The sequence below is a fragment of the Nonomuraea coxensis DSM 45129 genome (genome assembly GCF_019397265.1).
GTDB classification, from domain to species: Bacteria; Actinomycetota; Actinomycetes; order Streptosporangiales; family Streptosporangiaceae; genus Nonomuraea; species Nonomuraea coxensis.
This window is the reverse complement of the sequence record NZ_CP068985.1, coordinates 5,321,423-5,347,335: the sequence shown is the minus strand read 5'-3', so window position 1 is coordinate 5,347,335 and position 25,913 is coordinate 5,321,423. Positions and strand designations below refer to the sequence as shown.

Annotated in this window: 22 protein-coding genes and 1 riboswitch; of the genes, 5 read left to right on the top strand and 17 right to left on the bottom strand. The window is 74.4% G+C overall.

Features of this window, described 5'->3' with window-relative positions:
- Nucleotides 1–47: 47 nt before the first annotated feature.
- A complete protein-coding gene (locus Nocox_RS25235) occupies nucleotides 48–1,319 on the top strand; it encodes a cytochrome P450 (protein WP_020541046.1) in 1,272 nt (423 codons plus the stop codon).
- Here the strand turns inward: Nocox_RS25235 and Nocox_RS25230 are convergent.
- The 3 genes from Nocox_RS25230 to Nocox_RS25220 all read right to left on the bottom strand — a co-directional run bounded on the left by Nocox_RS25230 (nucleotide 1,294) and on the right by Nocox_RS25220 (nucleotide 4,739).
- Entirely contained in the window at nucleotides 1,294–3,132 is a 1,839-nt protein-coding gene (locus tag Nocox_RS25230; protein ID WP_020541047.1) for a serine hydrolase domain-containing protein, read from the bottom strand. The two genes, Nocox_RS25235 and Nocox_RS25230, sit on opposite strands and share 26 nt — an antisense overlap.
- Nucleotides 3,133–3,273: 141 nt before the next feature.
- Nucleotides 3,274–3,777, bottom strand: coding sequence for a DUF305 domain-containing protein (locus Nocox_RS25225; RefSeq protein WP_020541048.1), 504 nt, complete (start codon nucleotides 3,775–3,777; stop codon nucleotides 3,274–3,276).
- A 32-nt stretch (nucleotides 3,778–3,809) separates the two neighbouring features.
- Entirely contained in the window at nucleotides 3,810–4,739 is a 930-nt protein-coding gene (locus Nocox_RS25220) for a hypothetical protein (protein ID WP_020541049.1), read from the bottom strand.
- A gap of 188 nt (nucleotides 4,740–4,927) precedes the next feature.
- Between Nocox_RS25220 and Nocox_RS25215 the strand changes: the two genes are divergently transcribed.
- Both Nocox_RS25215 and Nocox_RS25210 read left to right on the top strand, forming a co-directional pair.
- Nucleotides 4,928–6,976, top strand: a complete 2,049-nt coding sequence (locus tag Nocox_RS25215) for a hydantoinase/oxoprolinase family protein (protein ID WP_020541050.1) — start codon at nucleotides 4,928–4,930, stop codon at nucleotides 6,974–6,976.
- On the top strand, nucleotides 6,973–8,652 hold the full coding sequence (locus Nocox_RS25210) for a hydantoinase B/oxoprolinase family protein (protein ID WP_020541051.1): 1,680 nt from the start codon (nucleotides 6,973–6,975) through the stop codon (nucleotides 8,650–8,652). Before Nocox_RS25215 ends, Nocox_RS25210 begins: the two co-directional genes overlap by 4 nt.
- Here Nocox_RS25210 and Nocox_RS25205 read toward each other — a convergent pair.
- From Nocox_RS25205 to Nocox_RS25180, 6 genes are read right to left on the bottom strand one after another with little or no spacing between them, the layout of a single operon-like run.
- Nucleotides 8,634–10,238, bottom strand: coding sequence for a PucR family transcriptional regulator (locus Nocox_RS25205; RefSeq protein WP_020541052.1), 1,605 nt, complete (start codon nucleotides 10,236–10,238; stop codon nucleotides 8,634–8,636). The genes Nocox_RS25210 and Nocox_RS25205 overlap by 19 nt on opposite strands.
- Complete coding sequence (locus tag Nocox_RS25200) at nucleotides 10,235–11,413, bottom strand: DUF917 domain-containing protein (RefSeq protein ID WP_020541053.1); 1,179 nt, start codon at nucleotides 11,411–11,413, stop codon at nucleotides 10,235–10,237. Before Nocox_RS25200 ends, Nocox_RS25205 begins: the two co-directional genes overlap by 4 nt.
- Complete coding sequence (locus Nocox_RS25195) at nucleotides 11,410–12,732, bottom strand: hypothetical protein (RefSeq protein ID WP_020541054.1); 1,323 nt, start codon at nucleotides 12,730–12,732, stop codon at nucleotides 11,410–11,412. The genes Nocox_RS25200 and Nocox_RS25195 overlap by 4 nt, the downstream gene beginning before the upstream one ends.
- A complete protein-coding gene (locus Nocox_RS25190) occupies nucleotides 12,733–13,719 on the bottom strand; it encodes an ABC transporter permease (protein ID WP_020541055.1) in 987 nt (328 codons plus the stop codon).
- Nucleotides 13,716–15,230 (bottom strand): sugar ABC transporter ATP-binding protein, encoded by a 1,515-nt coding sequence (locus Nocox_RS25185; RefSeq protein ID WP_020541056.1) that lies wholly within the window; start codon nucleotides 15,228–15,230, stop codon nucleotides 13,716–13,718. Before Nocox_RS25185 ends, Nocox_RS25190 begins: the two co-directional genes overlap by 4 nt.
- 12 nt (nucleotides 15,231–15,242) lie before the next feature.
- A complete protein-coding gene (locus Nocox_RS25180) occupies nucleotides 15,243–16,295 on the bottom strand; it encodes a sugar ABC transporter substrate-binding protein (RefSeq protein WP_211212533.1) in 1,053 nt (350 codons plus the stop codon).
- Between the two features lie 313 nt (nucleotides 16,296–16,608).
- Here Nocox_RS25180 and Nocox_RS25175 point away from each other — a divergent pair, with 313 nt between their 5' ends.
- Nucleotides 16,609–17,904, top strand: a complete 1,296-nt coding sequence (locus tag Nocox_RS25175; RefSeq protein ID WP_020541058.1) for a UDP-glucose dehydrogenase family protein — start codon at nucleotides 16,609–16,611, stop codon at nucleotides 17,902–17,904.
- A 29-nt stretch (nucleotides 17,905–17,933) separates the two neighbouring features.
- Here the strand turns inward: Nocox_RS25175 and Nocox_RS25170 are convergent, their stop codons facing one another.
- The 6 genes from Nocox_RS25170 to Nocox_RS25145 form a co-directional block, all read right to left on the bottom strand.
- A complete protein-coding gene (locus tag Nocox_RS25170; protein WP_020541059.1) occupies nucleotides 17,934–19,208 on the bottom strand; it encodes an RNA polymerase sigma factor in 1,275 nt (424 codons plus the stop codon).
- Nucleotides 19,209–19,302: 94 nt separating this feature from the next.
- Entirely contained in the window at nucleotides 19,303–19,728 is a 426-nt protein-coding gene (locus tag Nocox_RS25165; RefSeq protein WP_211212537.1) for a YciI family protein, read from the bottom strand.
- 267 nt (nucleotides 19,729–19,995) lie between these two features.
- The gene (locus Nocox_RS25160) at nucleotides 19,996–21,426 is read right to left on the bottom strand and encodes an aldehyde dehydrogenase (protein WP_020541061.1); all 1,431 of its coding nucleotides are present in this window, start codon (nucleotides 21,424–21,426) and stop codon (nucleotides 19,996–19,998) included.
- Between the two features lies 1 nt (nucleotide 21,427).
- The gene (locus Nocox_RS25155; RefSeq protein WP_020541062.1) at nucleotides 21,428–21,634 is read right to left on the bottom strand and encodes a tautomerase family protein; all 207 of its coding nucleotides are present in this window, start codon (nucleotides 21,632–21,634) and stop codon (nucleotides 21,428–21,430) included.
- Between the two features lies 1 nt (nucleotide 21,635).
- Complete coding sequence (locus tag Nocox_RS25150) at nucleotides 21,636–22,547, bottom strand: VOC family protein (RefSeq protein ID WP_020541063.1); 912 nt, start codon at nucleotides 22,545–22,547, stop codon at nucleotides 21,636–21,638.
- Nucleotides 22,544–23,197, bottom strand: a complete 654-nt coding sequence (locus Nocox_RS25145; RefSeq protein WP_020541064.1) for a class II aldolase/adducin family protein — start codon at nucleotides 23,195–23,197, stop codon at nucleotides 22,544–22,546. Before Nocox_RS25145 ends, Nocox_RS25150 begins: the two co-directional genes overlap by 4 nt.
- Before the next feature lie 108 nt (nucleotides 23,198–23,305).
- Here Nocox_RS25145 and Nocox_RS25140 point away from each other — a divergent pair, with 108 nt between their 5' ends.
- The gene (locus Nocox_RS25140; protein WP_026213901.1) at nucleotides 23,306–23,890 is read left to right on the top strand and encodes a PadR family transcriptional regulator; all 585 of its coding nucleotides are present in this window, start codon (nucleotides 23,306–23,308) and stop codon (nucleotides 23,888–23,890) included.
- 95 nt (nucleotides 23,891–23,985) lie between these two features.
- On the opposite strand, the gene Nocox_RS25135 is transcribed toward Nocox_RS25140, so the two are convergent.
- Nucleotides 23,986–24,675 (bottom strand): CHAP domain-containing protein, encoded by a 690-nt coding sequence (locus tag Nocox_RS25135; RefSeq protein WP_020541066.1) that lies wholly within the window; start codon nucleotides 24,673–24,675, stop codon nucleotides 23,986–23,988.
- A gap of 12 nt (nucleotides 24,676–24,687) precedes the next feature.
- A riboswitch (cyclic di-AMP (ydaO/yuaA leader) is annotated at nucleotides 24,688–24,823 on the bottom strand.
- 121 nt (nucleotides 24,824–24,944) lie between these two features.
- Nucleotides 24,945–25,898, bottom strand: a complete 954-nt coding sequence (locus Nocox_RS25130; RefSeq protein ID WP_051112444.1) for a Gfo/Idh/MocA family protein — start codon at nucleotides 25,896–25,898, stop codon at nucleotides 24,945–24,947.
- Nucleotides 25,899–25,913 lie beyond the last annotated feature (15 nt).

Genomic DNA, 25,913 nt, shown 5'->3' with positions numbered 1-25,913 from the left:
GCCCCGACCGGCCGTTTCGGCCGCGCCGGAAAGGGAACCTGGGGGCGATGCCGCTCGACAACACCCCACTCATGCTCCTTGAAGGCTACGGCTGGCTCCCCGCACGCCGCCGCGAGGCGCCGGACGGCGTGGCCCGCACCCGCGTCCTGGGCCGCCGCGCGACGGGCCTGTGCGGACCGGACGCCGCCCGCTTCCTCTACGACGAGGACCACGTGCTCCGCCACGGCGCGCTCCCCGGCCTCGTGCAGAGCACCCTGTTCGGCCACGGGCCGGTCCACACCCTGGACGGCGCCGACCACCGGGTCCGCAAGGCGATGTTCCTGTCGCTCATGACGACCGCGGGCATCGCCGACCTCCGCCGCCGCACCGCCGCCGCCTGGGACGAGGCCGCGGCCGGATGGGCGGCCGGCGGCGAGCCGGTCGTGCTCCTCGACGAGGCCGCCCGCGTGCTGGGCCGCGCCGTCAGCGCCTGGGCCGGCGTCCCGCTGTCCCCGGACGAGGCCGACGAGCTGGCCGGCGACTGCGTTGCCATGGTGGACGGCTTCGCCACGCCCGGGCCGCGCCACTGGCGCGCCCGCCGGGCCCGGGCCCGGCAGGAGGCCCGGATGACGCGCCTGCTGGAGGACGTGCGCCGCGGCGCGCGCCACGCGCCCGGCGGCTCGGCGCTGGCCGCGGTCGCCCGGCACGCGGACGCCCACGGCGAGCGCCTCGACCCGCACCTGGCCGCGGTGGAGCTGCTCAACGTCATCCGGCCCACGGTGGCCGTCTGCTGGTTCGTCGCGTACGCGGCCCACGCGCTGCACCGCCGGCCCGAGCACCGGGCCCGGCTGCGCAGCGGGGACGAGGACTTCGCCGAGGCGTTCGCGCACGAGGTGCGGCGCTTCTACCCGTTCGCGCCGTTCGTCGGCGGGCGCGCGGCCCGCGACCTGACCTGGCGCGGCCACGAGATCCCCGAAGGCACGCTCGTCCTGCTCGACCTGTGGGGCCAGAACCACGACCCGGACCTGTGGCCCGAGCCCTACGCCTTCCGCCCGGAACGTTTCCTCGGCCGCGCGATCGACCCCTTCGAGCTGGTCCCGCAGGGCGGCGGCGACCCGCGCACCGGGCACCGCTGCCCCGGCGAGGACATCACCGTCACGCTGCTGCGGGAGCTGGCGGTCAGGCTGGCGCGGCTCGACTACGACCTGCCGCCGCAGGACCTCGGCATCTCGCTGCGCCGCGTCCCCGCCCGCCCGGCGAGCGGCGTCGTGATCAGCGACGTCCGCCCCGGCGCGACCTCGCGGCTCCTGGGCGTCAGGGCCAGCCGTGGACCTTCTTGATCGCGGTGGCGATCTCGGTGACCAGGCCGGCGTCGCTGCCGTTGGCCAGGACGGCGAACCCGGCGCCGAGCTTCGGATAGCCCTGGAACAGCGAGCGGAACCCGTAGTTGGAGCCGTCGTGGCTGTAGGAGAAGCCGTCGGTCCCCGCGCCCGCGAGGAACAGCCCGCGTCCCATGCCCGGCTGCGGGCCCTGCGACAGCAGGGTGCGCACCGACGCCCTGCTGAGCGGGCCGGCGATGTCCGCGGAGGCGGTGTACGCCCGGTTGATCCAGGACACCAGCCGGCACAGGTCGAGGACGTTCGTGTAGAGGCCGGCGGCGGCCGACTCGGGGTAGCGGTTGCGCTTGCCGGGGATCACGGCGCCGGTCGAGGTGTGGCCGGAGGCCAGCTCGAAGGCGGGCGCGAGCGCGTACGAGCTGGTCGTCATGCCGAGCGGCGCGAACACCTCCGCCTGCATGTAGTCCGTGAGCGTCCGCCCTGTCCGCTGCTCCAGCATGCGCTGGAGCAGCACGAACCCCGCGCCGGAGTAGTGGTACTCGGCGCCGGGCGCGGTGGTCAGCTCGATCTTCGGCGAGTTGCCCTCGCCGTTCATGACCTGCAGCAGCGTCGGCACGGCGGCGTCGGGGCCGTAGCCGGCGAAGCCGCCGCCCCCGGAGGTGAAGCCGGAGCAGGCGCCGGCGGGCGAGGTCGAGCCGCGGCCTGCCACGCCGGCCCGGTGGGTGAGCAGCCGGTCGATCGTCGGAGCGGCGGTGGAGGTCACGCAGTCGCGTTGCGGCAGCGTCCAGCCGAGGTGCGGCCGGACGTCGGCGCTCAGCGCCGGGCCGCCGGTCTGCGCCAGGCGCAGCACGCCGAGCGCCGCTACGGCCTTGCTGATCGAGGCGGCCTGGAACGCGCTCTCCGGATGGGCCGCCGCCGCGCCTCCCGCCTCCAGCCGGCCGTAGCCGGTGGACCAGGCGATCTTGTTGCCGACGACCACGGCGACCGTGACGCCCGGCGTGCGGTAGGCGCTCATGCGCTGCCAGAGCGTCGCGCCGCCGACCGCGTTCTCGACCTGGCGCACCTTGTCGGCGGGCAGCGCGGGCGTCTTGCCGCGGGTGCTCAGCACCCATCCGCCGCCCGGCGCGAAGGCCACGGTGTGCAGCTGCCAGCCGCCGCCGGCGAGGGTTCCCATCTTCGTGAAGCAGGCGTCGGGGACGCCGCGCGCGAAGTACTCGTCCTGCGCGACCACCACCCAGCCGCCCGCCTTGGGGAAGGCCACCCGGGTCACCTTCCTGCCGCCCTGGGTGAGGTTGCGCATCATCTGGTAGCACTCGTCGTCCACGCCCTTGGCGTGGAAGCCGCTCGTGGTGGTCACCACCCACCGGTCGCCGCCCGCGGGCGGGAACGCCACGTCCACGACCTGCTTTCCGGCGGCGTAGGAGGACTTGATGCGGTCCAGGCACGTCGCGGTCAGGCCGCGCGCCGACACGCCCTTCTCGGTGGTGATCACCCAGCGGTCGCCGCCCTCGGGCGGGAAGGCCAGGCAGTGGATCCGCCGGCCCGCCTTGACCAGCGCCCCCAGCTCGGTGAAACAGGCGTCGGGGATGCCGCGGGCGAAGTAGCGGCCGTCCTGGGTGACGACCACCCAGCCGCCGGACGGCGTGAACGCGAACGCGGTCACCCCGTACGGCGCCAGCTCGCCCAGCTTCGCGTGCGCCTCGGCGGTCACGCCCGCGTCATAGAAGGGGTAGCTCGCCGCCAGCGCCGGGCCGGCGGACCCGGCGGCGGCCAGGCTCGCGGCGCCGGCCAGGGCGAGAAAACGTCTGCGTTCCATGCGGTCACTCCTCACGTCGAGCCCCCGGGGCGAGGCGCGCCGAAGATCTTACGACCGCACGGCACGGGCGCGGGAATCGCTGTCAGGACGGGCGGCGGGGCGGCCCGCCGCGCATCGTGATCCAGCGGTCCCGGCGAACGCTCAGTCCAGGTGTCCGGCGATCTCCTCGATCTCCGCGGTCTGCGCCCGGACGATGCGGTCGGCCAGCTCGCGCGTCGGCCCGTGCTCGCCGCCCGCCCGCACCTCCTCGGCCATGTGGATGCCGTGTTCGAGATGCCGGGACACGAGCGTCAGCCAGCCCCGGTCGAAGCCCGGCCCGGCCTTCAGCTCGGCGCCCGCCGCCGAGGACTCCTCGGGCGGCACCGGCTGGTCCCAGGACGTGAGCCAGCCCGACATCGCCTTGATGTCGGCCTGCTCCTGGGGGATGAGCTTCGCGCCGAGGTCGCGTACGTACGCGCCGGAGCCGCGTTCGACGGCCAGCCCGGCGAGGTGGATCGTCTCGCGGTGATGGGTGATCATCTGCTGGTTGAACCGCACGTCGGCCTGCGAGTAACCCGGGTCGGCGCCGGCCGCGGCGCACCCGGCCGCCAGCGGGCTCGTCAGCAGGGTCGTCAGCAGGGCCGCCGTGGCCATCCTGGAGCGCATGCAGGAGGGTACGCGGGCGGCGCCCGGCGGGTTCAGCCGAGCTTGGCGGCCAGCTCCGCGGCCAGGACCAGATCCTCGGCGATCAGGCCCGAGGAGGTGAACAACGTCGGCGCGCCGGGCGGCGGCGTGCCCTCGCCGGTGAGCACGTGGTGCAGGTCGGTGTCGCAGCCCGGCATCCCCGCGTGCTCGCCCACCACGTACGGCCGCCAGCTCCCGGGCTCCGGCGTCCGGCCGCCGAGCACGTTGACGTGCGACCCCGGCGCCGGGACCGGGATCGGCCCGGCGAACAGCGGGCCGGGCCGGCAGACGCACACGATGTCCGCCTCCGCCACGTCGTCCGGGGTGCCGGGGATCACCTTCGCGCCGTGCTCGGCGTCCAGCTCACCGGCCAGGCGGCGGGCCCGGTGCGGGTCCTGGCCGACGACGCGCACCTCGTCGGGCTGTCGTACCGCGAGCATGGCCCGTACGTGTGCGCGGGCGTCGGCGCCCGTCCCGAGCACCACCAGCCGGCGGGCGTCGGCCTTGGCGAGGTGCCGGGTCGCGAGCGCGCTCGCCGCCGCCGCCCGCAGCACGGCGAGGGCCCGCGCGTCGAGCAGCAGCCGCGGCCGCAGCTCGGCCGCCTCGAACACCACGAAAACCGCCGCCGCCCCACCGTCCCCGAAGTGCCCGCCGTCCCCGGCGGGCCAGGCGCCGGTGACGGGCTCGGAAGCGGCGGGGCTGGGGCGGGACGTGGGGGCGGAGGCAGGGCGGGATGCGGGGGCGGTGGTCAGGCGGGCGGCGGCCCAGCGACCGCGCTCGCCCGCCGACAGCACCAGCTCGCCGCCCCCCAGCCCCGCGCGGGCGGCGGGCGCGTCGGAGCCGGGCGGGCCCGCGCGGAAGGCCGCCTCCAGCGCCATCACCGCGTGTTCCATCGGCAACATGCGCCGGATCTGCTCGTCTCCCAGGTACGGCGGCCCGGCCACGCGCGTCTCCCCCCGTCTCGGCTCGGCTGCGGCGCCAGTCTGCCGCAGCCCCGCACCCCCCGACAGGGCCCCGGGCACGGTGAACCGGCAGGGGAGTAGTCGCCGCGCACACCCGCGGCGATCGCGGCGGGACTACCGTCACGTCACCGCCTTGCTAGAGAACCGCCTTGCTAGAGAGGAGCTCGCCCATGAGCCGATACCGGGTCTCCATGGATATCGGCGGCACGTTCACCGACGTCATCGGGTACGACGAGACGACCGGCCGCTACCATGTCGGCAAGTCGTCCACCACGCCCGACGATCTGACGAGGGGTGTGCTGACCGCGCTGGAGTCCTTGGTGGACTCCCCCCGTGACATCTCGTTCACCGTGCACGGCACCACGCAGGGACTCAACGCCTTCCTCGAACGGCGCGGGGTCAAGGTGCTGCTGCTGGCCTCCAAGGGGGCGGGCGACACCTACCACATCGCCCGCGGTCCCCGTACCCGCCTGTACGACCTGCACTTCCGCAAGCCCGAGCCGCTGGTGCCGAAGCGCGACATCGTGGAGGTCGGCGGCCGTTTCGACGCCGCGGGCGAGGAGCTGGAGCCGCTGGACGAGCAGGCCGTGCGCGAGGCCGCCCGCCGTTACCGCGAGGGCGGGTTCGGCGCGATCGCGGTCGCCTACCTGTTCAGCTACCTGGACCCGGCGCACGAGCTGCGCACCAGGGAGATCCTGCTGGAGGAGCTGGGCGGCGAGGTGACGGTGTCGCTGTCGCACGAGGCCGCCAAGGAGTGGCGCGAGTACGAGCGCACCTCCTCCGCCGTGGTCGAGGCGTACACGGGCCCGGTCGTGCGCCGCTACCTGGAACGCCTTGAGACCAACCTCAAGGAGCGCGGCCTCACCGTGCCGATGCACGTCATGCAGTCCTCCGGCGGCATCCTCACCGCGGAGTCGGCCCGCCGCCGCCCGCTGCAGACGCTGCTGTCCGGCCCCGTCGGCGGCGCCATGGGCGGCGTCGAGCTGGCCCGCGCCATCGACCGGCCCAACCTCATCGGCGTGGACATGGGCGGCACCTCGTTCGACGTGTCGCTGGTCATCGACGGCCAGCCGGACATCTCGCCCGAGGCCAACATCGAGGGCCTGCCGATGCTCATGAGCGTCGTCAACATCCACACCATCGGCGCCGGCGGCGGCTCGGTGGCCTGGCTGGAGGCGGGCGGCCTGCGGGTCGGCCCGCGCTCGGCCGGCGCGACCCCGGGCCCGGCCTGCTACGGCCGCGGCGGCACCGAGCCGACCGTGACCGACGCCAACCTCGTGCTCGGCCGCATCGACCCCGACTGGTTCGCCGGCGGCACGCTGGACCTCGACACCGAGGCGGCCCGCCGCGCGCTCGACACCGTCGGCCAGGGCCTCGGCCTGGACACCCTCGCCATCGCCGAGGGCGTCTGCGACGTCGCCAACGCCAAGATGGCCCAGGCCATCAGGACGATCACGGTCTCGCGGGGCATCGAGCCGCGCGAGTTCACGCTCGTCGCCTTCGGCGGCGCCGGGCCCATGCACGCCGTCTTCCTGGCCCGCGAGCTGGGCATCAAGGAGGTCGTGGTGCCGCGCTTCCCCGGCGCGTTCTCCGCCTGGGGCATGCTGCAGACCGACATCCGCAAGGACTTCTCCGACACCTACTTCCACCTCGACGCCGACCTCGACGGCGCGGACATGGCGGCCAAGCTGCGCGGCATGGCCGAGGAGGGCCTCGCCTCGCTGGCCGGCGAGGGCGTCCCGGAGGAGAACCGCCGCGTCGAGCACGCCGTCGACATCCGGTACGCCGCCCAGGAGTACACGCTCACCGTGCCGCTGGCCGACGCCGACGAGCCGGCCGCCGAGGGCTTCGTCGAGGTCATCGCCAAGCGCTTCGCCCAGCAGCACGAGACCCGCTACGGCCACGCGAACCTGGGCGCGCCCATCGAGTTCGTGACGCTGCGCACCACCGCCTTCGGCGACCTCGGCCGCGGCGCCGCCGAGCAGGTCGGGCAGGCGCAGGGGCCGGACTTCGCGCACGAGACGCGCGAGGTCGTCTTCGACGGGCAGGCCCGCCCGACCATCCTGGTGCGCCGCGAGGCGCTGTCCGCCGGCCACACGTTCGAGGGCCCGGCGATCATCGTGGAGAGCACCGCCACCACCGTCGTCCCGCCCGGCTTCTCGGTGTCGGTCGACCCCATCGGCTCGCTGGTCGTGCGCAACACCGAGGAGGAGCAGTGACCACCCCCACCCAGACCGTCGACCCGGTCGTCGTCGAGATCATCCGCAACGCGCTCGCCGCCGCGGCCGACGACATGAACGCCACGCTCATCCGGTCGGCGTACACGCCGATCATCTACGAGTGCGGCGACTGCGTCGTGGCCCTGCTGGACGACCAGCACCAGGTCCTCGGCCAGTCCGCCGGCCTGCCGATCTTCCTGGGCAACCTGGAGACCTGCACCAAGGCCACCGAGGAGCAGTTCGGGCGGGAGGTGTGGCAGCCGGGCGATGTGTGGATCCTCAACGACAGCTACCTCGGCGGCACCCACCTCAACGATGTGACCATCTTCGGCCCCGTCTTCGTGGACGAGGAACTGGTCGGGTTCACTGCCACCCGCGCCCACTGGATCGACGTCGGCTCCAAGGACCCCGGCGGCTCCATGGACTCGGTCAACATCTTCCAGGAGGGCCTGCGGCTCGCGCCGCAGAAGCTGGTCGAGGGCGGCGTGGACGTCCACGGCGCGATGAGCACGATCGCCACGAACGTGCGCTTCCCGTACCAGACCAGCGGTGACATGCACGCCATGATCGCCACGATCAAGATGGGCCAGGCCCGCCTTGAGGAGATCGTGCGCCGGTGGGGCCTGGACACCCTCCGCGCCGCCCGCGACGAGATCTTCGCCCAGACCGAGCGCCTGGAGCGCGAGGTCATCGCGGCCATCCCCGACGGCGTGTACGAGGCCGAGGGCTGCCTCGACAACGACGGCATCGACCTGGACACGACGATCCCGATCAGGCTGAGGATCACGGTGTCCGGCTCGGAGATCGACTTCGACGTCCGCGACTCCGCCGACCAGACCGTCGGCCCGGTCAACTGCGGCGTCTCGCAGACCGTCTCGGCCTGCCGGGTCGGCTACAAGCTGCTGGTCAGCCCGGACGTGCCAGGCAACGGCGGCTCGTTCCGCCCGATGACGGTCCAGGTCAGGGAGGGGTCGGTGTTCGGCGCGGTGGCGCCGGCCGCCTGCCAGTGGTACTTCTCGCACCTCGGCCTGCTCATCGACATGGTCGCCAAGGCGCTCGCCCCCGCCATGCCGGACAAGGTCGCCGGGGCCAGCCACGGCGACTCGATGATCGTCCTGCTGGCCGGCACCGACCCGCGCACCAGGCGCGACTACGTCAGCCTGGAGGCCACGCTCGGCGGCTGGGGCGCCTGGGACGGCTCCGACGGCGAGACCGCGCTGATCAACAACGTGAACGGCTCGCTCAAGGACATCCCGGTCGAGGTGTTCGAGACCCGCTACCCGTTCCGGATCAGCGAGTACGCCATCCGCCCCGACTCCGGCGGCGCCGGCCGCTTCCGCGGCGGCAACGGCGTCGTCCGCGAGTACACCGCGCTGCACGACTGCACGGTGTCGCTGTGGTTCGAGCGGTCGCTGACGCCCGCCTGGGGCCTGTTCGGCGGCCACGACGCCACCCCGCCGGAGATCATCATCAACCCGGGCAGGGAGGACGAGCGCCGCCTGCTGAAGTGCAACGGCATGAAGCTGAAGAAGGGCGACGTCATCCTCTGCAAGACCGGTGGCGGCGGCGGCTTCGGCGACCCGGCCGAGCGTGACGCCGAGGCGGTCAGGGCCGACGTGCTCGACGGCCAGGTCTCGGCCGCGCGGGCCGGGGAGGTCTACTCCTTCTCGGCCTGACCCGCGGACGCCCGCCCTCCGGAGGCCCGCCCTCCGGAGGGCGGGCCGTCGCCGGCCTGCCGGCCGTTCTGCTGACCGGCCTGCTGACCGGCTGGGCGGCCGTTCTGCAGCTCGGGCAGCAGCGCGTAGCAGGCCAGATGGAGCGCGAGCCGCTGGTCGGGGTGGTCGAAGTCGACGCCCCGGGCGCGGATGCGCTCCACCCGGCCGAGCACCGTGTTGCGGTGCAGGCCGAGCCGCGCCGCCGCGCGCCCGGTCGAGCCGCCGCAGTCGAGCACCGCGGCCAGCGTCACCACCAGCACCGGCCCGTCCGGCGCGGCCAGCAGGTCGGCCAGCACCAGCCGCGCGGAGGCGGCCAGCTCCGCCTGCCCCAGCGTGCCGAGCAGCGCCCGGTAGCCGAGCTCGTCGAACGTGCGCACCTCGCCGTGCCCGAGCCGGACCGTCGCGCCCGCGGCCAGCACCGCCTGCTCCAGCGAGGCGCGCAGCCCCTCGCCGCCCTCCGCGGCCCGGCCCACGCCCGCGCTGAGCGGCACCGGGACCCGCATCCTGGCCAGATGCCTGCGCAGCGCCGCCGCGACCTGGCCCGCCTCGACCTCCGGCTCGGTCCACCAGCTCGCCCACCCGTCCTGCCACGGGGCGAGCGGCAGGTCGGGCAGCACCTCCTGCCAGGCCGACACGACGCCCGGCGACAGGCCGGCGCCCTCCAGCGCGGGATCGGTGCGCAGGAACACCGCCACGTGCCGCCCCTCCAGCCGCCACCCCGGCAGGTCCACCTCAGGCTCGGCCTCCACGGCGCGCCCCGGCCGGGCGAACAGCGCCGTCAGCGCGGCCCTCGCCTGCTCGGCGCCGTAGACGGCGCTGACCCGCTCCCGCGCCACCGACGTCGTCAGCGGGGCGCGCGCCAGGCGCAGGATCAGCCGTACGCTCTCCGCCCACGTCGGCGCCGGGGGCGCGGACAGGCCGGCGACGAGATCGGCCCAGCGGCGGCCGTCAGGGCCGGGGACCTCCACCCGTACCTGGTGCTCGGCCCGCGCCGCCGCCGACTGCCCGGCCAGCAGGTGCCCGTCCGGCAGCAGCAGCGCCGCCGCCACGCCGGGCACCTCGGCGTTGATCACGCCGAGGATGCCGCGCGGGCTGCTGCGCTCGGTGAACAGCTCCGCGCAGCGCGCCGCCAGCCGGGCCCGCGCCGCCTCGGGGCTCGCGACCACGGCGGCCAGCTCCAGCGCGTACGCGGCCGGGTCCTCGCCCACCGCGAACACCGGCAGCCGCATCCGCGTGGCGAGCTGCGCCGTCGCCGAGGTCGGCCCCGCCTCGGCCGGGCTGACCAGGCAGGACGCGCTGCGCTCCCACGCCAGGCGGAGCGCCGACTCCACCACCCAGGCGCCGTGGCCGAGCGTCGCCGACAGCACGACGACCGTGCCGGGGCCGTGGGAGCGGATCTGGTCCAGCTCCGACACCAGCGCCACGCGGGACACCCGCCGGCCGAGGTCCTCGCCGACCAGCATCTGGGCGCGGCCCAGCGGGCCGTACCTGACCAGCTCGTCCACGGTGAGCTGCTCGGCGACGCGCGGGGCGCGTACGCTGCTCATCGGCTCGCCTCCTTCGGGTGCCGCAGCGGGAAGCCGAACGCGCCGGGGCCGCCGAGCGCCAGGCCGGGGATCGTGTGCCAGAGCGGCGCGGCGGGCACGACCAGCACGTCCACCAGGTCGCCCGCGGTCAGCCTGCCGGGGCCGGTCATGCGCAGCGTGCCGCGGTCCAGCAGGCACAGCAGGTCGGGCACGGCCGCCGCCAGCGAGCCGTCCGACAGGGCGAGGATCAGCTCGTTGTGCGCCTCGATGCGGATCAGCCGGCCGCTGTCGTGGTCGTGCACGGCCAGGCCCACCGGGTTGCCCGGGAAGAGGGCGGCGGCCTGGCGCGCCGAGGGCCCGATCTCGACCAGCCGGCCGCCGCCGAGCACGCTCGCGCCCGTGACGGCGGTCAGCTCGGCCAGCAGCCGCTCGTGCGGCGCCACGACCCCCCGCCGCCCCGGCCCGCTCTCCGGGGAGGGCCCGTTCTCCCAGGGCGGGTGCGCCGGGCCGCCGGCCCAGGCGGGGCGGCCGGGCGCGTGCGCGAGCAGGACGCGCCCGACCTCCAGCACCCGGCTCACCGAGCCGGGGATCGCCGCCCCCGCCAGCTCGCCCACCCGCGCCGGGTAGAGCGCGCACAGCAGCCACCCGCCGGCGCTCTGCGCCACGACCCGCGCCAGCCGCTCGACCCGCGCCGACCCGGTCTCCAGCAGCAGCGAGTCGTATCCGGCGCTGACCGCCGCCATGGGCCCCAGCGACAGCCCGGCCAGCTCGAACGTCGTCTGGTGGATGAGCGGGAACACCCGCCCCATGCCGTCGCCGTCGATGAGCGGCAGCCCGAGCAGCGCCGCCGCCGCCACCGGGAACAGCGCGTTGACGCTGGCGGCGTTGAGCGGCAGCACCGCGCCGAGCGGCCCGCACCGGCCCTCCAGGCTGCGCGCCAGCACGGCCGGCTCGTCGCCGGAGGGCGGCAGCTCGGCCATGGCGGTGGTGGAGCCCATGCCGCCGATGGCGGCGCACACGGTGCCGGGGTCGAGGTCGCCGGCCGCGACCAGGCGTACGGGACCGGTGTGGGCCAGGATGTCGCCCAGCCAGACGCCGGCGAAGTCGATGCCCTCGCCCGCCGCGCTGGTGGAGAAGAACTCCGCCCCGGCCAGCAGCGCGGGCACGTCGGCGGCGGTGATCAGCCGCTCGCTCACGTGTCCTCGCCCGCCTCGCCGCCCGCGCGGACCATCAGCCGGTAGGAGCCGCTGCGCAGGAACGACATCGACACCGCCCGCGAGCTGACCACGCGCTCGCTGCCGAGCCTGGCGCCGCTCTCGGCCACCAGCGTCAGCGCGCGCTGCTCGGCGATGGCGCGCTGGCGGTCCAGCTCCTCGCGCGACTCGGCGTAGACGACCGTGTCGAGCCAGGCCGTCGGCTCGGTGCAGGCCGCGCCGATGGCCGCGAGCTCGCCGCCGGGCAGCACCAGCCGCCCCGGCGCGGGCAGCCGGGCGGCGACGGCCCGCGCCCGCTCGGCGGCCTCACCGGTGGAGCCGGCGGCCACGACGGCCTGGTCGGGTTCGTGCTCGGCCAGCAGGGCGAACGCGGCGGCCGAGGCGGCGGGGGAGCCGGGGATGCGGGTCAGCGACGCGGTCGGCACCGCCATCCGCACCCCGCCGGGCCCCGGCCGGTCGACGGTCACCTCGGGCAGGCCGCCCGAGACGTGGCCCACGGCGAGCGCGTCCGGCAGGGCCAGCCCCACCAGCGCGTCGCCGATGCCGGACAGCCAGGCCGCGCCGGTCAGCGCGGCCGCCTCCGAGGCGGCCAGCGCGAGCACCGGCAGCAGCCGCAGCCGCTCCGCCGAGATGCGCCCGCCGTCGCCGGCCGCGAACCAGGTGGACACCTGCGGCCCGACGAGCTCGCCCACGCGCACGCACCGCTCGGCCAGCTCGGCCGCCCGGGCGAGCAGCGCCGCGTTGATGACGGTGGCGGCCTCCCTGTCGAGCAGCCCCAGCCCGCCCACCTGGTGCGACAGCGACACCCGCGCCTCGGGGCGGGTGTCGTGGACCAGCTCGGCCGCGACCAGCTCGTGGTCGGCGCAGCCGGGCGCGCCGCTCGCGGTCACCGCGAGCGCCGGGATGCCGCGGGCCGCGGCGGCCTCGGCGAGGACGGCGTAGATGTCGAGCGGCGCCAGCTCGACGCCGAACAGGTCGTGCCCGCCGACCACCGCGCCCCGCCGCGCCTGAAGGGACCGCAGCAGCGGAGAGGGGTGGCCGGAGCCGAGCCCGCCCGTGGGCAGCCGGGGCACGACGCGCAAGGCCGCGACCTGCGTCCCGGCCAGTGCGGGGTCGAGCTCGGCGGAGACGTCCCAGGTGACGGAGCCGACGCGGGCGTCGCCCGCGAGGCCGCGCAGCATCCGGGCGAGGACCCGCTCGCTCGCGTTGGGACCGGTGGCGTGGCGCACCTCGCCGTCGCCGACGAGTGCGGCGTGCGCGCGCCCCGCACCCAGCAGGATCCCGATCCGCGCGCCCTCCACCTAGCTCCTTCGGCCTCGCAGCAGCCGGTCGAGGCTCACCGCGCCGAGGATGAGCGCACCCTGTACGACCTGCTGATATATCGTATCCCAGCCCAGCAGGTTGAACCCGTTGCCGATCAGCGTGATGAGCAGGACACCGATGAGGCCGCGCCAGATCGCGCCCTCGCCGCCCATGACGCTGGTGCCGCCGACGACGGCCGCGGCGATGGCGGTCATCTCCATGCCGGTGGCGAGGCTCGCCTGCGCCGACCCGCCGCGGGCGGCCAGGATGAGCCCGCCGAGCGCCGCGCACACGCCGCTGATGGCGAACACCGCCACCTTGATCTGCCCGACCCTGATGCCGGACAGCCGGGCGGCCTCCTCGTTGCCGCCGATCGCGTACACGCGGCGGCCGAACGTGGTGCGGGCCAGCACGATCCAGCAGACCGCGACCACGAGGAGGAACAGCAGCGACGCCGCGGTCACCCCGCCGAGCACGGTCGGCCAGCTCAGCGCCTGGAAGGCGGTGGCCCGGTCCTCGGCCGGGTAGACGATCGCGCCGGCCGTGAGGATCACCGCCACGCCGCGGTAGATGATGCTGAGCGCCAGCGTCGCGATGAACGAGTGCACCTTGATCCGGACGACCACGATGCCGTTGATCATGCCGAGCACCGCGCCGGCCAGCACGCCGGCGACCATGCCGGGCCCTACCCCGGCCACGTTCGTGACCGCGACGGCGACGATCGCCGACAGGGCCAGCACCGCGGTGATCGACAGGTCGAACGACCCCGAGATGATCACCAGGGTGGCGGCGGTCGCCAGCAGTCCCACCACGGCGGCCTGGTCGAGCAGGTTGACCAGGTTGCCCGTGGTGAGGAACGTCGAGGTGCTGACGGACAGCACCACGATGATGAGGACCACGCCGAGCACGATCCCCAGGTCGCGCAGGCGGGCCGAGCGGCCGGGCGCGGCTTTCACGTCCTTGACGTCCGCGGTGGTGGCGGTCATCGGTTCTCCTCAGGAAGTTCGGTGTCGGGGGTGTCGGCGAAGGCCAGCGCGACGACCTGCTCGGGCGTGGCCCGGCCGCGCGCGAACTCCCCGACGAAGCGGCCGTGCCGCATGACCAGCACCCGGTGCGCGAGGCCCAGCACCTCCTCGACCTCGGAGGAGACCACCAGCACCGCCATGCCCTCGGCGGCCAGCTCGACGAGGAGCTGGTGGATCTGGCCCTTGGCGCCCACGTCCACGCCGCGGGTCGGCTCGTCCACCATCAGGACCTTGGGCCGGTCCATGAGCCACTTGCCGAACAGCACCTTCTGCTGGTTGCCGCCGGACAGCGTCCAGACCGGGCCACCGAGGTCGGAGCCGCGCACGTCGAGCCCGGTCAGCATCGCGCCGGCGGCCTCGCGCTCGGCCCCGCCCCGGACGAACCCGGCCCGCTGCCGGGTGCCGAGGCTGGCCAGGGCCACGTTCTCGCGGACCGAGCGGCCGAGCACGAGGCCCTGGTCCTTGCGGGACTCCGGCACCATGGCGAGCCCGGCCTTCATCGAGCGGGCGGGGGAGCCCGCGGGCACGGCCTGGCCGGCCACCTCGACGACGCCCGCGTCGGGCGCGTCCGCGCCGAAGATGGCGCGCAGCGTCTCGGACCGGCCGCTGCCGACCAGGCCCGCGATGCCGACGATCTCGCCCGCGCGGATGTCCAGCGACACGTCACGCACGGCGGTCCCGCGGCGCAGGCCGCGGGCGCTGAGCAGCACGGGCGCGTCCTCGCGCACCGGCCGCGGCTCGGGGTAGAGCAGCTCGACCGGCCGGCCCACCATGTCGCCGACCAGGCTCTGCGGCGTCTGCTCCACGGCCGGGCCGGTCCTGATGTGCCGGCCGTCGCGCAGCACGGTCACGTCGTCGCAGACCGACAGCACCTCCTCCAGGAAGTGCGAGATGAGCACCACGGCCGCGCCGTCGGCGGCCAGGCGCCTGATGACCTCCATCAGGCGCTCGGTCTCGTTCTGGGTCAGCAGCGCGGTCGGCTCGTCCATGCCGATGACCGACGCGCCGGAGGCCAGCGCGCGCAGCACCTCGACCTGCTGCTGCGCGGCGATCGGCAGGTCCCTGACCAGCGCGGACGGGTCCAGCTCGAACCCGGTCCGCTCGGTCAGCTCGGCGAAGCGCCGCCGGTCGGCGCGGCGGTCGCGCCAGCCGAGGCGGTTGCGCCAGCGCCCGAGGTACACGTTGTCCAGCACCGTCATGGCCGGCACCAGGGCCAGCTCCTGCGAGATGAGCGTGAAGCCGTGCCGCAGCGCGTCCCGGGGCGAGCCGACCGTGATGGGCCGGCCGTCCAGCAGGATGCGGCCGGTGTCCGGGGCCACCGCCCCGCACACCGCCTTGAGCAGCGTGGACTTGCCCGCGCCGTTCTCGCCGAGCAGGCCGTGCACCCGGCCGCCGTGCAGGGTGAACGACACGTCCCGCAGGACGGGCACGCCGCCGTAGGACTTGCCGAACCCCTCAAGGTCGATCCTCACCGGCGGCTCCTCCTACTCGTCGTACTCGCCGGTGACGCCGGCCAGCGCCTCCTTGGTGCCCTTGCCGTCGTTCGGCGCGAGCAGGGTCTCGCTGTTGGACTCCTCCACCTGCTGGCCGCGGGCCTTGGCCAGGCCGAGCTCGGCGGCCTTGGCGCCGGCGCTCTTCTCCGGCAGGTAGTAGGTGGCGAACCAGCGGCCCTCCTGGACGGCCTTGACCGCCTGGCGGGAGCCGCCGTTGCCGATGAGCAGCACGCCCTTGCCCTTGACCACGCTCTCCGCGCCGGCGATCGCCTGGGAGCTGCCGATGACGACGTTGACGTCCGGCTGGGCCTGCAGCACGTCCTGCATGGCCTTGCGTCCGCCCTCCTTCGTGTAGCCGCCCTCCACCCGGGAGGCCAGCTCGACGCCGTCGGCCGCCTCCAGGGCCTTGACCGCGGCCTCGGTGCGGGCGTTGTCCAGGGGCAGCGACTTCATGCCCTCCAGGTAGGCGACCTTGCAGGGGTCGAGGTTCTTGCTGCGGCACGCCTCGACGCCGAGCTCGCCGAGCTTCTTGCCGTTGTCGGCGGGCACGTCCACGAGCGTGATCACGCCGGGGACCTGCGACTCGGCGGTGTCGTACGCGGTCCCGACCGGCGTGAACTCGGCCACCACCGTGATCCCGGCCGCGACGGCCTGCCGGAGCGCCGGCACCACGGACGCGCCGTCGTTGGCCTGCACGATGAACACGTCGAACCGCTTGCTGGTGACGGCGTCCTGGATCTGCTGGACCTGCGTCTGGGCGTCGAAGTTCGGGTCGAAGAACTCGGCCGTGGCGTTGTTGGCCTTGGCGTACTCCTCGATGCCGTTCCACGTGGCGACGGCGAACGCGTTCGCGCGGGCGAAACCGAAGAAGGCGATCCGCTTCTGCGCGCCGGCGTCCTGGGCGGCCTGCGAGGCCGTCGCGGTGCTCGCCGTGCCGGTCTCCGACCCGGGCGCGACGCACGCGGTGCTGAACGCGAGGATCGCGGCGGCGGCGCCGGCGGCCATCCCTGTCTTCCTGACCTGCCCGTATTTTCTGATGTGCATGGGATTTCCCGTTCTCGGTGCGCGGCTGGACGCTGTGGAGAGCCCGTCGCCTTACCCCCGGCGCGTCGGCCTCCTCCGACGTGCTGGAAACTGTAGGAAGCCCCTCCCGGACCCCATGGGCGCGGCGCACATCCCGGCAGAGCCCCACTGTGCCGCGTGCCGCGCACCGGGGGAGAAGCCTCTGGAGGCCCGTCCCCGGGCCCTTGGCCGCCCCTCGAATCCGTGACGAGTCCGGGTGGCCGTTAAGGTGAACAATCCCGCGCGCGGGCGCGCGGCGGGTCGCGCTGAACGAGTCACGAACGGATGGTCGGTCATGGGTGGCAAGCCGGAACGGCGGGTGGCGGTGTTCGGTGCCGGGTACATCGGGCTGGTGACCGGCGCCTGCTTCGCCGAGCTCGGGCACCGGGTGGTGGTCAGGGACATCGACCCCGAGAAGGTCAGGCTGCTCCGGGCCGGCGACGTGCCGATCTACGAGCCGGGGCTCGGCGACCTGATCGCGCGCAACAAGGAACGGCTGTCGTTCACCCTGGACCTCGCCGAGGCGCTGGACGGCGCCGAGGTCGCGTACGTGTGCGTGGACACCCCGCCCTCGGCCTCCGGCGACGCCGACCTGTCGCGCGTGTGGTCCGTGGTGCGCTCCCTGGAGGGCGCCACGGACCTGAAGGCCGTCGTGGTGAAGTCGACCGTGCCGGTCGGCACCGGCTCGCGCGTCCGGGCCGTCCTCGACGAGAGCGGCCTCGCGCACGTCGGCTACGCCTCCAACCCCGAGTTCACCGCCGAGGGCACGGCCGTCCACGACTTCCTGCACCCCGACCGGGTCGTCGTCGGCGCCTCCGACGAGGCGGTCGCGCGGCTCGTCGCCGACCTGCACCAGGGTGTGGAAGGGCCGGTCGTGACGATGGACGTGCGCTCGGCCGAGATGGTGAAGCTGGCCTCCAACGCCCTGCTCGCCACCAAGATCAGCTTCATCAACGAGATCGCCACGCTCTGCGAGAAGACCGGCGCGGACGTCACGGAGGTCGCCCACGCCGTCGGCCTCGACCACCGGCTCGGCCCCCACTTCCTGCGGGCCGGCATCGGCTGGGGCGGCTCCTGCTTCCCCAAGGACTCCGAGGCGCTGCGGCAGCTCGCCAGCAACACCGGCTACCACCTGCAGCTGCTGTCGGCCGTCATCGAGGTCAACAACCTGCAGAAGCGGCGGGCCATCCAGCAGCTCAACGACGAGCTGGGCACGCTCGCCGGAGCGCGGGTGGCGCTGCTGGGGCTGACGTTCAAGCCGGGCACCGACGACATGCGCGAGGCGCCGAGTACCGTCCTGGCCTCGCGGCTGCTCGCCGAGGGGGCCGAGGTGCGCTGCTGGGACCCGATGGCCAGGCCGGGCGCGGCCGAGCCGTGGGCGTCCACCACCCGCCATCCGACGCCGGAGCTGGCGATGGCCGGGGCCGACGCCGCGATCGTGGTCACCGAGTGGCCGCAGCTCCAGGAGGTCGACTGGGCGGCGGTCGCCGGGGCGATGCGGCGGCCGGTCCTCTACGACGGGCGCAACCTGCTCGACCCGGCGGCGATGCGGGCGCTCGGGTTCACGTACATGGGGGTCGGCCGGCCGTAGGCCCGCCCGGGGCCCGCCCGAGGGCGCCGTCAGCAGGCGGCCGCGCGGGACTCCAGCAGGGCGCGCTCGCGGGCGTTGCGGGTCAGCGCCGCCGCGCGTTCGAACTCGGCGCGCGCCTCCGCGCGGCGGCCCAGCTTGAACAGCAGGTCGCCGCGGACGCTCGGCAGCAGGTGATAGCCCTTCAGCGCGGGCTCGCCGGCGATCTGGTCGAGCAGGCCGAGTCCCACCTCAGGGCCGTACGCCATCGACAGCGCCACCGCCCGGTTCAGCTCGACCACGGGGGAACGGAGAAGCTTGGCCAGCTCCTCGTAGAGGGCGGCGATGCGCGCCCAGTCGGTGTCCTCGGCGACGACGGCACGCGCGTGGCACGCGGCGATGGCGGCCTGCAGCGCGTACGGGCCGGGAGCGCCGCCGGCCAGGCTCTCCGCCTGGCGCAGCGCGGCCAGGCCGCGGCCGACGAGCAGGCGGTCCCAGCGGGTGCGGTCCTGCTCCAGTAGCAGGATCGGCTCGCCGGACGGGCCCACGCGGGCCGCCGAGCGCGACGCGTGCAGCTCCATGAGCGCCACCAGGCCGTGCACCTCGGGCTCGCCCGGCATCAGCCCGGCCAGGACGCGGCCGAGGCGCAGGGCGTCCTCGCACAACGCGGGCCGCAGCCAGTCGTCGCCGGCCGTGGCCGAGTAGCCCTCGTTGAAGATCAGGTAGATGACCTCCAGCACGGCGGCCAGCCGCCCCGCCAGCTCGCCGCCCGCGGGCACCTCGAACGGGACGCCCTTGTCGGCCAGGGCGCGCTTGGCGCGGACGATCCGCTGCGCGACCGTCGTCTCCTGCACGAGGAACGCGCGGGCGATCTCCTCGGTGGTCAGGCCGCCGAGCACGCGCAGGGTCAGCGCGACCCGCGCCTCCATCGACAGCGCGGGATGGCAGGCCGTGAACACCAGCCGCAGCAGGTCGTCCTCGATCTCGTCCGGCTCGGGACGCCCCTCGTCGCCGCCGCCCTGCTCCAGCCGGTGGCCCAGCTCGGCGAGGTTGAGGCGCAGCCGCTCGTTCCTGCGGATCAGGTCGATCGCGCGGCGCTTGGCCACCGTCATGAGCCAGGCCCCCGGGTTGCCCGGCACCCCGGACTCGGGCCACTGCTCCAGCGCGGCGACCAGCGCGTCCTGCGCCAGCTCCTCGGCCAGGCCGACGTCGCGGACCAGCCCGGCGAGCCCGGCGATGAGCCGGGCGGCCTCGATCCGCCACACCGCCTCCACGGTGCGGTGCGGATCGGCGCTGGTGGTGCGGTGCGCGCCCGCGTCCGTCGTCACCCTCCCATCCCACCAGCGCCCCCGCCGCGCCCGCAACCCGCGACGGGCGCCGGGGATCAGGCGCGGGATCAGGCGCGGGGATCAGGCGCGGGGATCAGGCGCCGGGGACGTCGCCGCGCAGGTGTGCGTGCAGGGCCCGGTCGCGCTCCTCCTCCGGCAGCGTCTCGTCGAGCGGGTCGGAGGGGTCGAAGACGCGCCACACGTCGAGCCCGATGCCGTCGTGGCCGGGCGGCACCGGCACCCGCAGCGCCCACTCGATCGCCTCCTCCCGCGACTTCACCTGGATCAGCCAGAACCCGGCGATCAGCTCCTTGGACTCGGCGAACGGCCCGTCCAGCACGCTCGCCCGCCCTCCGCTGTAGGCGATCTGCGCCCCCTCGGAGCTGGGGAGCAGCCCTTCGGCGGCCAGCAGCACCCCGGCCTTGGCCAGCGCCTCGTTGTAGGCGTGCATGGCGTCGACGAGTTCCTGAGGAGGCAGCTCACCGGCCTCGGTCACGGCGTTGCCCTTGCCCACGATCATGAACTTCACGGTGTGCTCCCTCTTTCGCGCGTCCTGTGCGTCGTCCGTGCGTCGAACGGCCGGGGGCCGGATCGACATGTGGCCCCCGATTGTCGTACATCGGGGGCCGGGGGAGGCACGCGCCTGTCACCGCGCCGCCACTCCTCGCCTGTGACCAGCGCTGACTACTCGTCGTCAAGCAAAAGTAGCTTCCTGCCGGGCTGTGTCTGGTGTCGCTGGGCGTCCCGGCTGACCCGGGAGATCAGTTGATCTACAACGTAAAGGCGCTCAGTCGATCTGCATGACGACGGCCTTCGGCTCGGTGAAGAACTCGCGGCTGAACGTGCCGCCCTCGCGCCCCACGCCCGAGTCGCCCACCCCGCCGAACGGCGCGCGCAGGTCGCGGACGAAGAAGCAGTTGACCCAGACCGTGCCCGCCCGCAGCCGGGCCGAGACGCGGTGCGCCCGCGACAGGCTCTCGGTGAACAGCATGGCGTTGAGCCCGTAGCGGGTGCCGTTCATGAGCGCCACGACCTCGTCCTCGGTGTCGAACGGCGTCACCGTCACCACCGGGCCGAAGATCTCCTCCCGCTGGTGGCGGGCGGCGGCGGGCAGGCCGGTGACGATCGTCGGCCGGACGAACCAGCCGTCGCCGAGGCCGCCCGCGTGGACGGTGCCGCCCTCGGCGGCGACGGTCTCGACGTAGCCGCGCACCTTGCGGTAGTGGGTCTCGGAGGCCAGGGGCCCGATCTCGGTGCCGTCCGACTTGGGGTCGCCGAGGCGCATCGCCCCGGCGGCGGCGGTGAAGCGGGCCAGGAACTCCTCGAACACCGGGCGCTGGACGTACAGGCGGGAGCCGGCCAGGCAGACCTGCCCGGCGTTGGTGAAGATGGCGCGCAGCGACCAGCTCACGGCGTTGTCCAGGTCGGCGTCGGCGAAGACGGCGTTGCCGCCCTTGCCGCCGAGCTCCAGGCTGACCGGGACGAGGTTGCGGGCGGCGGCGGCCGAGATGGCGCGGCCGGTCGCCGACTCGCCGGTGAACGTGATGCGGTCCACCCCGGGATGCTCGGTGAGCGCCTGCCCGGCCGCGTCCGGGCCGTACCCGTGCACGACGTTGAGCACGCCGGGCGGCAGGCCCGCCTCCAGCGCGAGCCTGGCGAGGAGCGTCGCGGAGGCGGGCGTGTCCTCGGCGGGCTTGAGCACGACCGTGTTGCCCCAGGCCAGCGCGGGCGCGATCTTCCAGGTCTCCAGCATGAGCGGGAAGTTCCACGGCGCGACGGCGGCGGCCACGCCGACCGGCTCGTAGCGGGTGTAGGCGTGGTGGCCGGAGTCCATCGGCAGGGCCTCGGCCGGGGTGAGGCGGGCGTGGTCGGCGAAGAAACGGAGGTTGGCGGCCGCGCGCGGCACGTCGTGGCCGCGGCTCTGCGTGATCGGCTTGCCCATGTCGCGGGTGTCGGCCAGGCCGAGCCGGTCGGCGTTCGCCAGGACGAGGTCCGCGAGGCGGTGCAGCAGCCGCCCGCGCTCGGCGCGGCCCATGCGCGGCCAGGGCCCCTCGTCGAACGCGCGCCGCGCCGCCGCGACGGCGAGGTCCACCTCGGCCGGGCCGCCGAGCGCGGCCTCGGCCCACGGCTCGCGGGTGTAGGGGTCGACGCTGGCGAAGGTCTCGCCGCTCGCCGACGCGACCTCCGCGCCGTCGATCACGTGCCCGAAGAACTCCATGTCAACCGCCCTTGCTGATCTCGTCGCGCTCGGCGAGCGTCTGGTCGCCGGCCGCCCAGTGCGTACGCGGCACCTCCCTGACGATCACCCTGATGCTCTGGGCCGGCGAGCCGATCGCCCGCTCGACGGCGGCGTGCAGCTCGTGGATGAGCGCCCGGATCGCGGCCGGGTCGCGTCCTTCCGACAGGGACACCTCGACGAGCGGCATGTCAGGACTCGCTTCCCGTGGCGGGCCGGCCCGGCAGGGGGCGGCGGATCTGCGGCTGGGTGTGGACGCGGCGGGTGGGGCCCTGCCACATGTCGATGGAGCCCGGCTCGGCGGGGTCGAAGTAGCGGGGGCGCCAGGCGTCCTCGTCGGTGATGAGGCGCACGCCCCACGAGTACTCGTACGTGATGCCCTCGGGGCCCTTGAAGTAGACGAAGACGGCCGTGGACTGGGGGTGGCGGCCGGGGCCCATCTCGATCTCGACGCCGTTGGCCTCCAGGAAGTGCCAGTTGCGCATGACGTCGTCGAGCGAGTCCACCTGGAAGTTGATGTGGCACAGGCCCGGCCGGCTGCCCTGGAAGACGGCGAGCTTGTGGTGGACCTGGTCGATGCGCATGAGGCAGGCCCAGTCGCCGATCCAGTCGGAGACGCGGGCGTTGAACAGGCCGTTCCAGAACCGGTACGCCTCACGCACGTCCGGGGCGTCCAGGCACAGGTGGCCGAACTCGGTGATGCCGGCCTCGCGGCCGTGCCGTACGGGGGCGGTGAGCGTCACCTGGTCGATGACGAGGTCGACGCGGTTGCCGAACGGGTCGTCGAAGGACAGGAAGTCGCGGACCCGGCGCGAGCGGGCCTCCTCGGCGCCGCCCCGCGCGACGGCGACGCCCGCCTTCTCCAGCTCGGTCTCGGCGGCGGCCAGCGCGTCCTCGTCGCGGACGGTGAAGCCGGAGCTGATCACGCCGGACTCGCCCTCGACCAGGGCGAGGCAGTGGTGGCGCTGGTCGGCGCGCAGGTAGGCGACGCCGTTCTCCTGGGCGGTGAGCTCCATGCCGACGACGTCGACCGCGAAGCGCGCGGCGGCGTCCAGGTCGGCGGCGCCGGAGCGGACGTAGGCGATGTCCGTCAACTCGATCATGACGACTCCTGGAGGTGGGACCAGATGCGGGCGAGGAGCTCGGGCGCGGCGGCCCGCCACGCCTCCTGCTCGGCGGGGGTGAGGGGGACGGGGGTTCCGGCCGCGGCGGCGGTGGCGTTCATGCGGGCGGCGGCCTCCAGCACCCACATGAGGGCGACGGCCTCGCCGACGCTCGCGCCGGTGGTGACCGCGCCGTTGCCCCGCATGACGAGGGCGGGGGAGTCGCCGAGCCGGTCGGCGAGCGCCCGGCCGCGGGCCCGGTCGCGGACGAGCACGGCGTCGTCGAGCACGGGCACCTCGGGCCCGAGGAAGGCTCCCTGCCCGTGCAGCGGCCGGATGGGCACCCCGGCGGCGGCGAGGGCGGTGGCGGTGGGCGGCTGCGCCCGGCAGACGGCCAGGACGCCGGGGCGGGCGCGGGCGATCTCGACGTGGATCCACGCCTCGCGCGGCGCCCCCGCGGGCAGGTCGGCGGCGTCGAGGGGGATCTCGGCGTACGGGGACGCGGCGGTGAGGGTGCCGAGGGGGACCGGCGGCGTCATCAGCAGCCGGTCGCCGCCGGTCCGGGCGGAGACGTGCCCGAACGCGGTCACCAGCCCCGCCGCCGCCAGCGCCCGCCCGGCCCTGGACAGCTCGTCCGGTAAGTGCTCCATCGGTCGCCCACCCTGCTCGCGAGATCGTTCCGAAGACAGGGAGGACAATACATGTATCTCCATACCTGTTCTAGAGGAACGGATCAGGCTCTCCCTATGCTGGAGGGCATGTCGCTTCAGCACGCGCTGCTCGGCGTCCTGGAGGCGCGCCCCATGAACGGGTACGAGCTGACCCGCTTCTTCGAGGCCGCCCCGCGCTGGGTGTGGTCGGCGCCGCAGAGCCAGATCTATCCCACGCTGCGCCAGATGGAGCAGGCCGGGCTCATCGAGGGCCAGAAGGAGATCCGGGGCACCAGGCTGAGGCGGACCGTCTACTCCATCACCGAGCGCGGCCTGGCGGAGCTGCGCGCCTGGCTCGGCACCGCCCACACCCCGCCGCCGGCGCGGGACGCGTTCTTCCTCCAGGCGCTGTTCTTCGACATGATCGAGCCGGACCGGGCGGCGTCGGTGCTCAAGGCGTTCATCGCCGAGCAGGAGCAGCTCGCCGCCGAGTGGCGGGCGCACAGGGAGGCGCTGCTGGCCAAGGACACGCCCCTGCTCAAGGAGCGGCTGAAGAACCGCCCCGCGGGCGAGCACGACCGCATCGCCGCGCTGAAGGCGCACGTCTTCGCGGGCCAGATCGCCGTCGCGACGGCCCGCGCCGCGTGGGCCCGCGAGAGCCTGCGGCTGCTGGAGGAGCCCACGCCGCCCTGACGGGCGGGGCCGCCGACGCCGACGAGCGCGCGTCCCCGGGCGAAAGGGACACGCGCTCGTACGTGCGGAAGGTCAGGGGGCGTGCGGGAGGGAGGTCAGGAGGCGTACTCGGGGTAGCCGTAGCCGACGACCTGCGACTTCGGCCGGACGCGCTCCTCCACCTTGCCGTTGCCGGTGTTGCCCTCGATGGTGGAGATGGTGCCGTTCTGGTTGTCCTTCACGACGAACCCGACGTGGTCGATGGCGTCGAGGCTCTTGCTGCCGTCCCAGGCGAAGAAGACCACCGCGCCGGGCTTGGCGAGGGTGCCGAAGCGGTCGTTGGCCTTGAACCACTTGGCGTGGGTGACGGTGTAGGCGTCCCAGCCGACCTGGGGGCGGGCGCCCGTCTTCTCGCCGACCCAGGAGACGAACATCGCGCACCAGGGGGCGTTGAGGTAGCCGGCGGGGGTGCCGCCGTCGCGGGCGATGGTCTCGGCGGCCCGCTGCGAGGCGGCGTACCACTGCTGGTACGGGGTGCCGCCGCCGGCGGAGTTCTCGCTGGTGCCCACCTGGGAGCGGGCCACGGCCAGCACCTGGTCGGCGGTGACCTGGATCCTGCTCTCCTGGGCGCGGGCGCGGGGGGCGGAGCGTTCCGCGGGGTTGTTGAGGGTGCTGCCGCCGTGCTGCCCGGTGACCGGAGGGGTGTCGGCGTACGCGGCCTGCGAGCCGAACGTGGCGGCGGCCACGGTCGCGCCGATGACGGCGAGGCTCAGCTTTTGGGCAGCGGTGAAGCGGTGCTTGGCCATCGAGGGGGTTACTCCTTGCTTCCATGCCGCTTACCGGGTTAGCTGACGGGTTCGGACGTGGAAGCTGTCCTACGGCACGTGGTGCCGATTCACCCCGAAGGACGTGGGTCCCCGGTTCCGCGCGTGGCGGATTCAGCGGTCACAGGACGATCCTGTGATGTGATCTCACTTGCGATGGTCAGACATAATCCGACAAAACGGACTTATGCCCTGAGGTGCACCATAAGGTAATACACACGGCAAGAGATTACAACTCCATAAAAGCCAGGTCAGGAGAGCTGTTGCCGGGCGTCGGCGAGGAGCACCATCATGGCAAGGGACTCGTCAAGCGGCATGATCGCCGATTCGGTCCGCCCCTCGGCCACGGCGGCCCGCACCTCGCGCACCTCGCCCGCGTAGCCGTTGTCGGCCGGATCGAGCACGTGCTCCTCGGGCTCCATGCCGGGCGCGGACAGCACGATCCGCTGCGGCGCCCAGAACGCCGCCGGGATCTCCGCCCGCATGCCGGTGCCCACGACGTGGGCGGAGTTGGGGTAGTGCGCGAGCAACGAGGTCGCCACCACGGCGTGCCGCCCCCCGGCGTACGTCAGCAGCCCGGCCGCCTCCGCGTCCACGCCGCTGGGCGCGAGGGAGCCCGTGACCCGCAGGCTCTCCGGCATCCCGAGCAGCAGCTGCGCCAGCCCGAACGGGTAGATGCCGAGGTCGAGCAGCGCGCCGCCGCCCAGTTCCGGCGCCCACAGCCGGTGCGCGGCGTCATAGGGGTGCGCGAAGCCGAAGGACGCCTGCACCGAGCGGATCTCCCCGAAGCGCTCGTCGGAGGCGATCAGGCGGATCAGCGGGTTGAACCGCATCCACATGGCCTCCATGAGGAAGACGCCCGCCTCACGCGCCAGGCGCACCATCGTCTCGGCGTCGGCCACGCTCGCCGCGAGCGGCTTCTCGCACAGCACGGCCTTGCCGTTCGCGATGGCGGCCGCCGCCACCGGGAGGTGCTGGGCGTGCGGCGTGGCGACGTAGACCGCGTCCACGGCCGGGTCGGCGCACAGGTGCTCGTAGGAGCCGTACGCCGACTCCGCGCCCAGCGTCGCGGCCAGCGCCCGCGCCCGCCCGAGGTCGCGGGAGCCGACGGCGGCCACCCGCATGCCCGGCTCGGCCGCGATGGCCGCCCCCACGGTCTGAGCGATGCCGCCGGTCGCCGCTATGCCCCACGCAAAATCTCGCACAAGGCGAGATCGTAG